Here is a 12,551-nt window from a genome sequence, read left to right as displayed (position 1 = left end):
CGAGCCGTCTGCGTAACCGATCACACCGGATGCCCGGGAAGGTGAGAGCTACTCATGGGTTTACTCGACCGGCTGCTTGACCTGGTCAAGAAGCGCGAAACCCCCGGTCTGACGCCTGATTCGCCCGGACTGGAGATCGTCGCCGAGGCCTTCGACCCGGTCGTCGCGGACTCCGCCGTGCTCGCCGGTTCACCCACCTGGGTCAGCACGGCACCGGCCGTCCTGCGGCACCACCTGCTCCTGCCGCCGGGAAAGGTCGCCGAAGCGGCGTCGATCCTCGCCCAGGACGGCTACGACCTGCGGGAACAGGAGGTTTCGGGCGACCTGGCCCGGGTGCACGCCGTCCGCGTCCAGGTCCTCGACGCCCTGCACTGCGCCCAGGAACGGTCCCGGATGGCGGGCCTGGCGCAGCGGCTCGGGGGCGACGCACTGGGCTGGGACGCGCTCCAGCCGGAGGCGCCCGCGTGATGTCGGTCTCTGCCGATACGATCGGGCCCTAGTCGTGCGGTGACGAGACGGAGGCGTGCTCAAATGGGCGAGCGGTCGATGCGGGTCCTGGTGTTCAGCCACAAGGCGGAGGTGCGCGAAGCGATCGTGAACGCCGTCGGCCGGCGGCCCGCCGCCGACCTGGGGCGCGTGGACTACGTCGAGGCGGCCGGGATCGCGGACGTGCTGTCCGAGGTGGACGCCGGGAACGTCGACCTGGCGATCCTCGACGGCGAGGCGCAGCCGACCGGCGGCATCGGCCTCTGCCGCCAGCTCAAGGCGGAGATCACCGACTGCCCGCCGATCGTGGTGGCGGTGCGGCGGCGGGACGACCGGTGGCTGGCCACCTGGTCGCAGGCGGACGCCGTGCTGGTGCACCCGCTGGACCCGCTGACCGCCGCGGAGACCGTCGCCGACGTGCTGCGCGCGCGACGGGTCCCCGTCGTGAACGGCTGAGCCCGGTGACCACCCCGGTCCCCCGCACCTGGCCGCCGCTGCTCAAGCAGCTCGTCGCACGCGTCGACCTGTCCGAGGAGGACACGGCGTGGGCGATGGACCAGATCATGAGCGGCGCGGCGAGCCCGGCCCGGATCGCCGGGTTCGCGGTGGCGCTGCGCGCGAAGGGCGAGACGCCTTCGGAGATCGCGGGCATGGCGGCGACGATGCTGGCGCACGCCCGGCGGGTCGAGCTGGACCGCCCGGCCGTCGACATCGTCGGTACCGGCGGCGACGGCTCGAACTCGGTGAACATCTCGACGATGGCGACGATCGTCACGGCGGCGGCCGGCGCCCCGGTCGCCAAGCACGGTAACCGCAGCGCGTCGTCGAAGTCCGGCGCGGCGGACGTGCTGGAGGCGCTCGGCATCACGATTTCCCTGCCGCCGGAAGAGGTCCAGCGCAGCCTCACCGAGGTCGGCGTGGGGTTCTTCCTGGCGTCGGCGTTCCACCCGGCGTTGCGGCACGCGGGCCCGGTCCGCGGCGAGCTCGGCATCCCGACGACGTTCAACCTGCTGGGGCCGCTGACGAACCCGGCCCAGCCGGGCAGCGCCCTGATCGGCTGCGCGTACGAGGACAAGACGCACGTGCTGGCGGAGGTGTTCGCCCGCCGGGGGACTCGCGCAATGATCGTCCGTGGTGACGACGGCCTGGACGAGATCACGACGACCACGACGTCGTCGGTGTGGGTGGTGTCGGACGGAAAGGTGACCCGCACGGCGTTCGACCCGGCTTCGTTGGGCATCCCGCGCGCGACGGCGGCGGACCTGCGCGGCGGCGACGCGGCGGCGAACGCGGAAGTGGTGCGCGAACTGGTGGGCGGGAAGCCGGGGCCGGTGCGGGATGCGGTGCTGATCAACGCGGCCGCGGCTTTGGCGGCGTTCACGGGCTTCTCGGGGGCCCTTGAGGACGATCTGCGCGGCGGCCTGGCGCGCGCGGCCGAGGCCATCGATTCCGGTGCTGCCGCGGCGTTGCTGGACCGCTGGATCGCCTTCAGCTGATCACGACCCGAGCGCCCCAATGTGGCGTTGGTTGCGTGTGACGCACCCAATGTGGCGTTCGGTGCGCTCGGCTCAGCCATTGGCAAGCCGCCAGCACCCCAATGTGGCGTTCGGTGCGTGCCACGCACCCAATGTGGCGTTCGGTGCGCTCGGCTCAGCCATTGGCAAGCCGCCAGCACCCCAATGTGGCGTTCGGTGCGTGCCACGCACCCAAAGTGGCGTTCGGTGCGCTCCCTCCCAGTCATTGGCAAGTCGCCAGCGCCCCAAGGCGGCCTTGGTTGCGTCTAACGCACCGAAGGCCGCCTTGGGTGCGGTGAACGCACCGAAGGCCGCCTTGGGGCGCTGGTAAACCTCAGCCGCGGAACGCTGTCCGGTACGACGACGGGCTCGTCCCCCGCAGCCGGGTGAACTGGTGCCGCAGCGCCGCCGCCGAGGCGTATCCGCACGCCACCGCGATGTCCTCCACCGACAGCCGCCCCTCCTCCAGCAGCACCTGCGCGCGGTCGAGGCGCCGCTCCGTCAACCACCGGTGCGGTGTCGTCCCCGTCGCCGCCGAGAACCGGCGAAGGAACGTTCGTTCTCCCACTCCGCTCCGCCGGGCCAGCTCGGCCACCGTGAACGGCTGGTCCAGCCGGCGCTCCACCCACTCCAGCGCCTCCGCCACCACCGAATCGTCCGGGACCGACGGGACCGGGGCCTGGACGAACTGCGCCTGCCCGCCCGCCCGGAACGGCGCCGCCACCATCCGGCGCGCCAGGGTCGTCGCCGCCGTGACGCCGCGCAGCCGCCGCACCAGGTGCAGGCACAGGTCCACCGCCGCCACCGTGCCCGCGCTCGTCAGCACCCCGCCGTCGTCCACGTACAGCGCCTGGGTGTCCACGGACGCCGTCGGGAAGCGGTCGCGGAACTCCGCCTCGTACACCCAGTGGACCGTGCAGCGGCGGCCGTCGAGCAGGCCCGCGTAGCCCAGCGTGAACACGCCCGCGCAGAACCCCGCCACCCACGCGCCCCGCTCCGCCGCGTCCCGCAGGACGTCCAGCACCGGAGACGGCGGTGGCGCCGTCCGGGGCGCGCACGTCGGCACGATCAGCAGGTCCGCCGACGCCGCGAAGTCCAGCCCGCGCAGCCCGGACAGTCCGAAGCCCGACCAGCTGGACACCGGAGCGCCCGCGGGCGAGCAGACCCCGAACTCCCAGCCCTCGATGCCGTCGGCGCTGCGGTCGGTGCCGAAGACCTCGCACGCGACGCCCAGCTCGAACGGCGAAACGTGCTCCGCGAGCACCACCGCGACCCGGTTGACGTCCATGCCGGCCAGCATGTCACAAGTTTTGCGGCCGTTGTCATCTCTGACACTGGTTGGCGCCGGCAACCGAGACGAACCTGGACGCCATGACGAACTCCGAAACCCGCCCGCTGCTCCAGTGGTCCGCAGCGATGGCGATGTCCGGCACGATCGGCGCCGTCGTCCTCGAGAGCGGCGCGGCCGCGCCGGCTGTGGCATTCGCCCGCTGCTTCGTCGGCGGGACCCTGCTGGTGCTCTGGTGCCTCGCCCGCGGCTGGCTGCCTGCCTGGCGGCCCACGAAGCGCGACCTGGGCCTGGCCGTCCTCGGCGGGCTGTTCCTCGTCGGCAACTGGGTGCTGCTGTTCGCGTCGTACGCGCTGTCGTCGATTTCGGTCAGCACGGTCGTCTACCACACGCAGCCGCTGATCCTGGTCGGCCTGGCGGCGGCGTTCCTCGGTGAGAAGGTCGCCAAGAGCCACCTGGTCCGGGCCGCGATCGCGTTCGGCGGTGTGACCCTGATCTCGCTGTCCGCCCACGGTGAGGACGGCAAGCCCGTGCAGCTCGCCGGGATCGGGCTGGCGCTCGGCGCGGCCCTGCTCTACGCCGGCGCGTCCTTCGTCGCGAAGCAGCTGAAGCACATCCGGCCCCACCTGCTCGCGGCTGTGCAGACGACGGTGGGCGCGGTGCTGCTGGCGCCCGTGTTACTCGTCACGCCCCTGCCGACGGCCCCGCGCGAGCTGCTGTGGCTGGTGCTGCTGGGCACGGTCCACACCGCACTGATGTACGTGCTGATGTACGCGAGCATCGGCAAGCTGCCGACCACGACGGTGGCGCTGCTGTCCTACCTCTACCCGGTGGTCGCGGTGCTGGTGGACGTCGCCTTCTACGGCCACCGCCCGACCTGGCCGGAGGCACTGGGCATGCTCGCAGTACTGGCCGCGGCGCTGAGTCCTCAGCGCCGCGGCCAGTCAAGGAAGGAAACGACGATCAGTCGTGCGACGGACCCGTGTGGTACTCGAACACCAGCCCGCCGATCGTGATGAGCAGCGCGACCAGCGCGATGACGAGCAGCCAGATGTGGAAGAACGCCAGGGCCAGCGCGGCGAGGGCCGCGGTGGCGGCCATGCCGACCGGCCAGTAGCTGCCCGGGCTGAAGAAGCCCAGCTCGCCTGCGCCGTCGCTGATCTCGGCGTCCTCGCGGTCCTCCGGACGCGGCTCGATGCGGCGGGCGACGAACTGCATGTAGCTGCCCGCGAGGAACGCGAGGCCGCCGGTCAGGACCAGCGCGACGATGCCCACCGGCTCGGGCTTGCCTCCGAAGCGGGGGTCCAGCACGGCCCACGCCCAGTACACGCCCGCCATGATCACGGCGAAGACCGCCACGATGAAGAAGATGCGCGCTTCGACCTTCATGGGTCTTTCCTACTCCCTGTGTGGCTGCGGCGTCAGTTGGACGCGGTCCGCGCCGTGCGGTCGGTGTTGAACGGCCGGGTGGTCACCGCGTGCGGGGTGCACAGCTCGCCGCAGTTCATCTTCGAAAGCGCCTCGGACGCGGTGAACGTCTGGCCCGTGGCCGGGTTCACCTGCTTGCGCAGCGCGATGTACGCGTCGTACTTGTCCGGCGACAGCGCGCGGACCTCGAAGTTCATCACCGAGTGGTAGGTACCGCACAGTTCCGCGCACCGGCCGACGAAGGAGCCTTCGCGGTCGATCGTGTTCTGGAAGGAACTGTCCTGGTTGTTCTTGTCCGGGTTCGGGAAGACGTCCCGCTTGAAGTGGAACTCGGGCACCCAGAAGGAGTGGATGACGTCGGTGGAGAGCAGGTCGTACTGGATGACCTTGCCGACCGGGAGCACCAGCAGCGGGATCTCGCCGGAGGAGCCGACGGTGCTGACCTGGCCGCTGCCGTCGGGCTTCGCCGCGTTGGCGTCCTCGTACTTGAACTCCCAGTTCCACTGGAAGGCCACGACCTGGACCTTGACGTCCGGGTTGTCGACCTTCTTCAGGACGCTGTCCTCCGTCGTCGCGGTGAAGAAGAACAGGACGCAGACCATGATCGTCGGGACGACGACCGTGAACAGCTCGAGCGGGATGTTGTACTGGAACTGCCGGGGCAGCTCCTCCGGCTCGCCGTCGGCGGTCTTCTTCTTGCGGTGGAACGCCGCGGTCCAGAAGATCAGGGCCCACACGATGGCGCCGACGACCAGCGCGGCCACCACGGTCCAGGTCCACAGCGTGCGCATCTGGTCGGCCTGGTGGGTGACGCCCACCGGCCAGCCGAACCGCAGGATCTCGTCGCCGGAGCAGCCCGTCGCGGTCAGCGCGACCAGCACGGCCAGCGCGGCGACGCGCACGGTCCGCTTCCCCAGGGTGCGCTTGGGTTGTCCCACTGCGCCTCGCCCTTTCACCCAGAGCCTCCTACGACAGATCTTTGTGACAGGCCGGAGCCTAGCCGAGTTCACGCTCGGCGCTGACCAAGGGGTAACCCTCGACGCGCGTGGTACTCGCCACGGCCGGCCCGGCATACTGGGCGCTTCCCAGCCCCGCGAAGACCCTGAAGGTGTGTGAGTACCCGTGTGCGGCCTGCTTGGACTGATCTGCGCGACCGAGACCGGCGCGGCGAACGCGCGTGACGCCGTCGGCGCGGCCATGCGCTGCCAGCGCCACCGCGGCCCCGACGAGCAGGACACCTGGGCCGACGCCGAGGTCGTCTACGGCTTCAACCGGCTCGCCCTCATCGACGTCGAGCACTCCCACCAGCCGCTGGTCTGGGGGCCGCCGGAGGCGCCGGGCCGCTACACGATGAACTTCAACGGCGAGATCTACAACTACCTGGAGCTGCGGGCCGAGCTGGCGGAGAAGCACGGCGCGAAGTTCGAGACCGAGGGTGACGGCGAAGCCATCGTCGCCGGCTTCCACTACCTGGGCGCCGACTGGGTCAAGCGGCTGCGCGGCATGTTCGCCTTCATGATCTGGGACTCCCAGGAGAAGCGGGTCTTCGGCGCGCGCGACCCGTTCGGGATCAAGCCGCTCTTCTACTCGGCCGGCCCCGGCGGGGTGGCGTTCTCCAGCGAGAAGAAGAGCCTGCTGGAGCTGTCGGACACGCTCGGCGTCGCGCAGGAGCTGGACCGCAAGGCGCTGCAGCACTACCTGGTCCTGCAGTACGTGCCCGAGCCCGAGTCGCTGCACACCGCGATCCGCCGCGTCGAGTCCGGGACGTCGTTCGAGGTGGTCCCCGGCGGCGAGGTGGCGTTCACCCGCTACTTCCACCCGCAGTTCACCGCGAAGCCGGTGAACACCCAGGCCGAGGCCGAGGAGCTGCACCAGCGCATCGCCGATGTGATGCGCGACTCGGTCGGCAAGCACATGATCTCCGACCCCGACGTCACCGTGGGCGCCTTCCTCTCGGGCGGCATCGACTCCACGGCCACCGCCACGCTGGCCAAGGAGCACAACCCGAACCTGATCGCGTTCACCACCGGGTTCGAGCGCGAGGGCTACTCCGAGGTCGACGTCGCCGCCGAGTCGGCCGCCGCGATCGGCGTGAAGCACGTGGTCCGGACGGTGACGGCGGACGAGATGATGGAGGTCCTGCCGCTCATCGTCTGGTACCTCGACGACCCGGTGGCCGACCCGGCGCTGGTCCCGCTGTGGTTCATCGCCCGCGAGGCCCGCAAGTACGTCAAGGCGGTGCTGTCCGGCGAGGGCGCCGACGAGCTGTTCGGCGGCTACACGATCTACAACGAGCCGATCTCGCTGGCGCCGTTCGAGAAGATCCCGGGCGGCATGCGGAAGCTGATCGGCAAGGTGTCCACGAAGATCCCGGAGGGCACCCGCGGCAAGGACCTGCTGCGCCGCGGCGCGCTCCCGCTGGAGGACCGCTACTACGGCAACGCCCGCAACTTCCGCGACGACCAGCTGCGCCACGTCCTGAAGACCTACCAGGAGGGCGTCGGCTTCAAGGACGTCACGGCGCCCTGGTACGACGTCTCGCGCGGCTGGGACCCGGTCGCCCGCATGCAGCACGTCGACCTCTACACCTGGCTGCGCGGCGACATCCTGGTCAAGGCCGACAAGGTCACCATGGCGAACTCGCTGGAGCTGCGGGTGCCGTTCCTGGACGCCGAGGTGTTCAAGGTCGCGGCGTCGATCCCGCTGGACCAGAAGCTGGCGCACGGCACGACGAAGTACGCGCTGCGCCAGGCCCTGGCCAAGATCATCCCGGCGCACGTGCTGAACCGCCGCAAGCTCGGCTTCCCGGTGCCGATCCGGCTCTGGCTGCGCAACGAGATGTACGACTGGGCCAAGGGCATCATCACCGATTCGAAGACCGAGGAGCTGCTCGACAAGAAGGCGATCCTGGCCCTGCTGGAGGAGCACAAGGCGGGGCAGCTGGACCGCAGCCGCCAGCTGTGGGCGCTGATCGTGTTCATGCTGTGGCACGGCATCTTCGTCGAGCACCGGATCAAACCCGAGATCCCGGAGCCGGTGTACCCGGTCAAGCTCTGAGCGAACTCCCCGTCGAAGCCACCCTGCGTCCGTAGGGTGGCTTCGACGCTTTGCGGGGGTGGTCGAAGTGGACTTCGTGCTGGTGCACGGAACGACGCAGGGACCCGGCGGCTGGGCGCTGCTGGAGCGGGAGCTGGCCGGTCACCGGACGCATCCGGTCCACCTCCTCGACGGCGACGGACCCGACTTCCCCGCGCTGGTGCGGCGGCAGCTGCCGGAGCTGGAGCGGCCGGTGGTCGTCGCGCACTCCGGCGCCGGGGTGCTGCTCCCGGCGATCGGCGCGGCGCTCGGCGCGTCCCGGCTGGTGTGGGTGGGCGCGTACATCCCCGACTTCACGGGCGGCCGGAGCCTGGCCGAGGAGGTCGCGGACGGCGCCGCGGAGCTGGTCCACCCCGGCTGGATCGGCGTCGACCCCACTCGCGACCCGGCGCCGGCCGACCGGTTCCTCTTCCACGACTGCACCGCCGAAGTGCGCGCCTGGGCGCACGGCACGCTGCGGTTGTTCCACCCGCCCGAGCTGCCCGCCCGGCCGGCGGGACCGGCCCCCGCACGTGTCCCGCCCGGCCGAACTGGCCCGGCTGATCCTCGCGGCCGGCCAAAGCCGTGAATGGCACATTCAGGGACACTAAGTCCCTCAATGTGCCATTCACGGCTTTCCGGGATCAGGCGGGCAGGACCGCCGAGATCTCCTCCGCCGCGTCCGGGCCGAAGGCCTCGCCGATGCGGGCCAGCGCGTCCGCGCGGTCGAACACCCACTCCTGGGTGCCCACCGTCTCCAGCACCAGCACCGCGATCAGCGAGCCGAGCTGGGCCGCGCGCTCCACGGCGAGGCCGCCGTCGAGACCCGCCAGGAAGCCGGCGCGGAAGCCGTCGCCGACGCCCGTCGGGTCGGCCTTCGCGCGCTCGGGGACCGCGCCGATCTGCAGGGCGACGAAGTCCTTGCCGACGATCTCGACGCCCTTCTCCCCCAGCGTCGTGATCCGCAGGCCGACCTGGTCGAGCACGTCGGCCTCGGTCCAGCCGGTCTTCTGGAGCAGCAGCTCCCACTCGTAGTCGTTGCTGAACAGGTACTTCGCGCCGGCCACGAACGCACGCGCCTGCTCACCGCTCATCCGGGCCAGCTGCTGCGACGGGTCGACGGCGAAGGGGTAGCCGCGCTGGCGGCACTCCTCGGCGTGGCGGACCATGCCCTCCGGGTCGTCCGGGCTGATCAGCACCAGGCTCAGCGCGCCGGCGCGCTCGGCGATCGGCTGCAGCTCGATGTTGCGGGACTCGGCCATCGCCCCGGCGTAGAACGTCGCGATCTGGCAGAGGTCCTCGTCGGTCGTGCAGACGAACCGCGCGGTGTGCGCGACCTCCGAGACGTGCACCCCGGACGTGTCGACGCCGTGCCGCTCCAGCCAGGACCGGTAGTCCGCGAAGTCGGCGCCCACCGCGCCCACGAGCACCGGCTGCACGCCGAGCACCCCGAGGCCGAAGGCGATGTTCGCGCCGATGCCGCCGCGCCGGACCACCAGGTCGTCGGCGAGGAAGCTCAGCGAGACCCGGTGCAGCTGCTCGGCGACCAGCTGCTCCGCGAACCTGCCCGGGAAATGCATGAGGTGGTCGGTCGCGATACTGCCGGACACCGCGATCCTGGCTTTGTCTGCCACCGGCTGCTCCTTTGTGCTCGACCTCACGGCAAAAGGCGCGAAGTTACCCCCGGGTCATGACCCAACCGGGTAGTTCGCGCGCGCCCAGCCGACACTACCGGCTGGTACTCCTTCTCCAGTCGAGAGCGGATCAATAGCGTTACGAATCGTGAACGCCGTCACCGAACCCGAGACCCTGTCCGAGCTGATCGCCGACTGCGCGCTCATCCCGGCGACGCTCCAGGCCGAGAGCCGCCCGCCCGTCCCCGTCACGGCCCGGCCGTGGGAGGTCGACGAGGCGTGCCACGCCCAGGTGGCGGAGCTCGACGCCTACGTGTAGGTCCGCAGCGACGAAGAAGGCCCCGCCCTCCGAACGGAGGCGGGGCCTTCTCACGTGGCGCTGGGGCCGTGCTGCCGAGGACTCAGTGGAACGAGTCGCCACAGGCGCAGGAGCCGGTGGCGTTCGGGTTGTCGATCGTGAAGCCCTGCTTCTCGATCGTGTCCACGAAGTCGATGACGGCTTCCGACACGTACGGCGCGCTCATCCGGTCCACGGCGACCTTGAGGCCGTCGAAGTCGCGGAACAGGTCGCCGTCGAGCGTGCGCTCGTCGAAGAACAGTTGGTAGCGCAGGCCCGCGCAGCCACCGGGCTGGACGGCGATACGCAGGTGCATGTCGTCGCGGCCCTCCTGCTCGAGCAGGGCCTTCGCCTTGGAAGCCGCGGCGTCGGTCAGCGTGACGCCATGGGTCTCTTCGGCGGTCTCGGCCTGCGTCGCGCCGGCGTGCTCAGCGGTCGTCATGGCACTCCCTCTAAGTTCGAACTCACTGCGGATACTCCTCGTGCTGACGTCTTCAACACCCGGAGCGCCCGTTCTGTTCCCCCACCATGGTCGCACATCGATCGACCTGGTGAACGGCGGCGTGACGCCTGCAATACCCTGGTGAGGTGAGGTTCCTGCGCCGAAGCACCACAGACACCGCCGCCGACGAGCCGGAGACGACCGAAGCCGTCGACGTCAGCGGCAAGTCGTACACGCCCGGTAAGGGCAAAGCTACGCCGAAGCGGCGTGACGCGGAGGCGAAGCGGCGCGGCCCGGTGGCGCCGCCGCCCACCACCATGCGCGAGGCGATGAAGCGCAACAAGGAACTGCGCAAGTCGAACCCCCAGACGAAGGAAGACCGCCGTGCGGCGGCCAAGCTCCGCCGCGATCGCATGATGGCCGGCGACGACAAGTACCTGCTCCCGCGCGACCGGGGGCCGGTCAAGGCGTACGTCCGCGACCTGGTCGACACGCGGCGCAACCTGCTCGGCCTGTTCATGCCGCTGGCGATCCTGGTGTTCCTGGCGCTGCTGGTGCCGCTGCCCCAGGTGCAGTCGTACATCACGCTGCTGTGCACGGCGATGCTGCTGGTGATGGCGATCGAGGGCTTCGTGAACGGGCGCAAGATCGCGAAGCTGGCGCGGGAGAAGTTCCCGAAGGAAGCGGTGAGCGGCCGGTCGATCGGCTGGTACGCGTTCGTCCGGGCGTCCCAGATCCGGCGGTTGCGGGTGCCGAAGCCGCGGCTGAAGCCGGGCGATCCGATCCCGAACTGAGCGGTTTTCGAGAAGCCGGGTGGAGCGAGCCTCCACCCGGCTTCTTGCTGTCCGGGCCGCGATATCCGTTGCGTCAGATCGGTCGTTCGCGCCGGCCGGTCGGCGTCTCGTCTGGTCTGGTCTGATTGCCGACAGACCACCCGAGACCGGACGCCAACGGCACGCGCCGGCGAGAGCCGGGCCTCCTACCGCGTCGCGCCCAGCCAGCTGGTTCGAAGTCCCGGGCTTGCCGGCAGTAAGGCCCGCGCGTGTCCGAAGTCGGTCTCTCCCGCGTCGCCGGGATGTCTGCGGCCAGCCCTGGGCGATCGCCGCCATCCTCGTCGTCGTCTTCCTCGGCGCCTGGCTCCCCTACCGGCTCCACCTCGCGAAACGCGAGGACGGCGAGCGTTCCGGCTCAAGATGCCGTTCTTCGAGATCGAAGCCGGCCACCAGCCGAAAAGAAGGACGAACAGCCCAAGTGATGCTGGAGTCACTCCAGGGTCGTTAGCAAAGCAAACGATTACCGCCTAGGCTGGCGTCCATGGAGTTTCGTCGTCTCGGCCGCAGCGGCCTCAACGTCAGTGAGATCTCGTACGGGAACTGGCTCACCCACGGTTCCCAGGTCGAGGAGGACCAGGCGCACGCCTGCATCAAGGCCGCCCTCGACGCCGGCATCACCACCTTCGACACCGCCGACGCCTACGCCAACACCGCCGCCGAGTCCGTGCTCGGGCGCGGCCTGAAGGGCCAGCGGCGCGAGAGCCTGGAGATCTTCACCAAGGTCTTCTGGCCCACCGGCCCCAAGGGCCCCAATGACAAGGGCCTGTCCCGCAAGCACATCATGGAGTCGGCCCACGCCTCGCTCGACCGGCTCGGCACCGACTACCTCGACCTCTACCAGGCGCACCGGTTCGACCGGACCGTCCCGCTCGAAGAGACCATGCTCGCCTTCGCCGACCTCGTCCGCCAGGGCAAGGTGCTCTACGTCGGCGTCTCCGAGTGGACCGCCGAGCAGATCAGCCGCGGCGCCGCCCTCGCCCGCGAGCTGAAGATCCCCTTCGTCTCCAACCAGCCGCAGTACAACATGCTCTGGCGCGTCATCGAGGACCAGGTCATCCCCGCTTCCGAGCGCGAGGGCCTGAGCCAGATCGTCTGGTCGCCGATCGCGCAGGGCGTGCTCACCGGCAAGTACAAGCCCGGCCAGGACTACCCCGCCGGTTCGCGAGCCACCGACGAGAAGGGCGGCGCCAACATGGTCGCCCGCTTCCTCGACGAGAACGTCCTCAAGCGCGTCGCCGAGCTGGAGCCGCTCGCGAAGCAGGCCGACCTGACGCTTGCGCAGCTGGCCGTCGCGTGGGTGCTGCAGAACCCGAACGTCGCCTCGGCGATCATCGGCGCCTCGCGTCCGGAGCAGGTGCACGAGAACGTCAAGGCCGCCGGCAAGAAGCTCGACGCCGACCTGCTGACCGCCATCGACGAGGTCCTGGGTGACGTCGTCGAGCGCGACGCGAGCCTGACGAAGAGCCCCTGACCCCGGAAAGCCGTGAAGGCCTCCTTACCGGCTCATACGGCCG

The 12,551-nt window shown here is 70.2% G+C and carries 14 protein-coding genes; 9 read left to right on the top strand and 5 right to left on the bottom strand.

Going from position 1 to position 12,551, the window contains the following annotated elements:
* The first annotated feature begins 54 nt into the window (after window positions 1–54).
* The 3 genes from QRX60_RS24735 (at window position 55) to trpD (ending at window position 1,982) form a co-directional block, all read left to right on the top strand.
* Window positions 55–468 (top strand): hypothetical protein, encoded by a 414-nt coding sequence (locus QRX60_RS24735; protein WP_286003156.1) that lies wholly within the window; start codon window positions 55–57, stop codon window positions 466–468.
* 63 nt (window positions 469–531) lie between these two features.
* Window positions 532–942 (top strand): hypothetical protein, encoded by a 411-nt coding sequence (locus tag QRX60_RS24730; RefSeq protein WP_286003155.1) that lies wholly within the window; start codon window positions 532–534, stop codon window positions 940–942.
* A gap of 5 nt (window positions 943–947) precedes the next feature.
* Window positions 948–1,982: an anthranilate phosphoribosyltransferase gene (gene trpD, locus QRX60_RS24725; protein WP_286003154.1), complete on the top strand. Its 1,035-nt coding sequence runs from the start codon at window positions 948–950 to the stop codon at window positions 1,980–1,982.
* Between the two features lie 352 nt (window positions 1,983–2,334).
* Here trpD and QRX60_RS24720 read toward each other — a convergent pair whose 3' ends face one another.
* Window positions 2,335–3,288 carry a GlxA family transcriptional regulator gene (locus tag QRX60_RS24720; RefSeq protein WP_286003684.1) on the bottom strand — a complete coding sequence of 318 codons (954 nt, stop codon included), beginning with the start codon at window positions 3,286–3,288 and terminating at the stop codon, window positions 2,335–2,337.
* A gap of 83 nt (window positions 3,289–3,371) precedes the next feature.
* Between QRX60_RS24720 and QRX60_RS24715 the strand changes: the two genes are divergently transcribed.
* Window positions 3,372–4,304, top strand: coding sequence for a DMT family transporter (locus tag QRX60_RS24715; protein ID WP_286003153.1), 933 nt, complete (start codon window positions 3,372–3,374; stop codon window positions 4,302–4,304).
* On the opposite strand, the gene QRX60_RS24710 is transcribed toward QRX60_RS24715, so the two are convergent.
* Together QRX60_RS24710 and ctaC are read right to left on the bottom strand one after the other, a co-directional pair.
* Window positions 4,252–4,677 (bottom strand): cytochrome c oxidase subunit 4, encoded by a 426-nt coding sequence (locus tag QRX60_RS24710; RefSeq protein ID WP_286003152.1) that lies wholly within the window; start codon window positions 4,675–4,677, stop codon window positions 4,252–4,254. The two genes, QRX60_RS24715 and QRX60_RS24710, sit on opposite strands and share 53 nt — an antisense overlap.
* A 32-nt stretch (window positions 4,678–4,709) precedes the next feature.
* Window positions 4,710–5,654 carry an aa3-type cytochrome oxidase subunit II gene (gene ctaC / locus QRX60_RS24705; protein WP_286003151.1) on the bottom strand — a complete coding sequence of 315 codons (945 nt, stop codon included), beginning with the start codon at window positions 5,652–5,654 and terminating at the stop codon, window positions 4,710–4,712.
* Between the two features lie 184 nt (window positions 5,655–5,838).
* Between ctaC and asnB the strand changes: the two genes are divergently transcribed.
* Both asnB and QRX60_RS24695 read left to right on the top strand, forming a co-directional pair.
* The gene (gene asnB / locus QRX60_RS24700) at window positions 5,839–7,773 is read left to right on the top strand and encodes an asparagine synthase (glutamine-hydrolyzing) (protein ID WP_286003150.1); all 1,935 of its coding nucleotides are present in this window, start codon (window positions 5,839–5,841) and stop codon (window positions 7,771–7,773) included.
* Between the two features lie 67 nt (window positions 7,774–7,840).
* On the top strand, window positions 7,841–8,380 hold the full coding sequence (locus QRX60_RS24695; protein WP_286003149.1) for an alpha/beta hydrolase: 540 nt from the start codon (window positions 7,841–7,843) through the stop codon (window positions 8,378–8,380).
* A gap of 55 nt (window positions 8,381–8,435) precedes the next feature.
* Here the strand turns inward: QRX60_RS24695 and QRX60_RS24690 are convergent, their stop codons facing one another.
* Window positions 8,436–9,425, bottom strand: coding sequence for a carbohydrate kinase family protein (locus QRX60_RS24690; protein WP_286003148.1), 990 nt, complete (start codon window positions 9,423–9,425; stop codon window positions 8,436–8,438).
* Between the two features lie 148 nt (window positions 9,426–9,573).
* On the opposite strand from QRX60_RS24690, the gene QRX60_RS24685 reads away from it, so the two are divergent.
* Entirely contained in the window at window positions 9,574–9,744 is a 171-nt protein-coding gene (locus QRX60_RS24685) for a hypothetical protein (RefSeq protein ID WP_286003147.1), read from the top strand.
* 82 nt (window positions 9,745–9,826) lie between these two features.
* Here QRX60_RS24685 and QRX60_RS24680 read toward each other — a convergent pair whose 3' ends face one another.
* On the bottom strand, window positions 9,827–10,204 hold the full coding sequence (locus QRX60_RS24680) for a HesB/IscA family protein (protein ID WP_004562664.1): 378 nt from the start codon (window positions 10,202–10,204) through the stop codon (window positions 9,827–9,829).
* A 146-nt stretch (window positions 10,205–10,350) separates the two neighbouring features.
* Here QRX60_RS24680 and QRX60_RS24675 point away from each other — a divergent pair, with 146 nt between their 5' ends.
* Together QRX60_RS24675 and QRX60_RS24670 are read left to right on the top strand one after the other, a co-directional pair.
* Window positions 10,351–10,998: a DUF3043 domain-containing protein gene (locus tag QRX60_RS24675; protein ID WP_286003146.1), complete on the top strand. Its 648-nt coding sequence runs from the start codon at window positions 10,351–10,353 to the stop codon at window positions 10,996–10,998.
* 520 nt (window positions 10,999–11,518) lie between these two features.
* On the top strand, window positions 11,519–12,508 hold the full coding sequence (locus QRX60_RS24670) for an aldo/keto reductase family protein (RefSeq protein WP_286003145.1): 990 nt from the start codon (window positions 11,519–11,521) through the stop codon (window positions 12,506–12,508).
* Window positions 12,509–12,551 lie beyond the last annotated feature (43 nt).

The sequence above is a fragment of the Amycolatopsis mongoliensis genome (assembly GCF_030285665.1).
Lineage (GTDB): Bacteria > Actinomycetota > Actinomycetes > Mycobacteriales > Pseudonocardiaceae > Amycolatopsis > Amycolatopsis mongoliensis.
This window is presented reverse-complemented; position numbering and strand designations above follow the sequence as displayed.

Excerpts from the sequence above, each read along its gene's own strand:
- QRX60_RS24710 (WP_286003152.1), bottom strand. The coding sequence starts at position 4,677 with ATGAAGGTCGAAGCGCGCATCTTCTTCATCGTGGCGGTCTTCGCCGTG.
- QRX60_RS24735 (WP_286003156.1), top strand. The coding sequence starts at position 55 with ATGGGTTTACTCGACCGGCTGCTTGACCTGGTCAAGAAGCGCGAAACC.
- QRX60_RS24670 (WP_286003145.1), top strand. The coding sequence starts at position 11,519 with ATGGAGTTTCGTCGTCTCGGCCGCAGCGGCCTCAACGTCAGTGAGATC.
- QRX60_RS24730 (WP_286003155.1), top strand. The coding sequence starts at position 532 with ATGGGCGAGCGGTCGATGCGGGTCCTGGTGTTCAGCCACAAGGCGGAG.
- QRX60_RS24720 (WP_286003684.1), bottom strand. The coding sequence starts at position 3,288 with ATGGACGTCAACCGGGTCGCGGTGGTGCTCGCGGAGCACGTTTCGCCG.
- QRX60_RS24680 (WP_004562664.1), bottom strand. The coding sequence starts at position 10,204 with ATGACGACCGCTGAGCACGCCGGCGCGACGCAGGCCGAGACCGCCGAA.
- QRX60_RS24715 (WP_286003153.1), top strand. The coding sequence starts at position 3,372 with ATGACGAACTCCGAAACCCGCCCGCTGCTCCAGTGGTCCGCAGCGATG.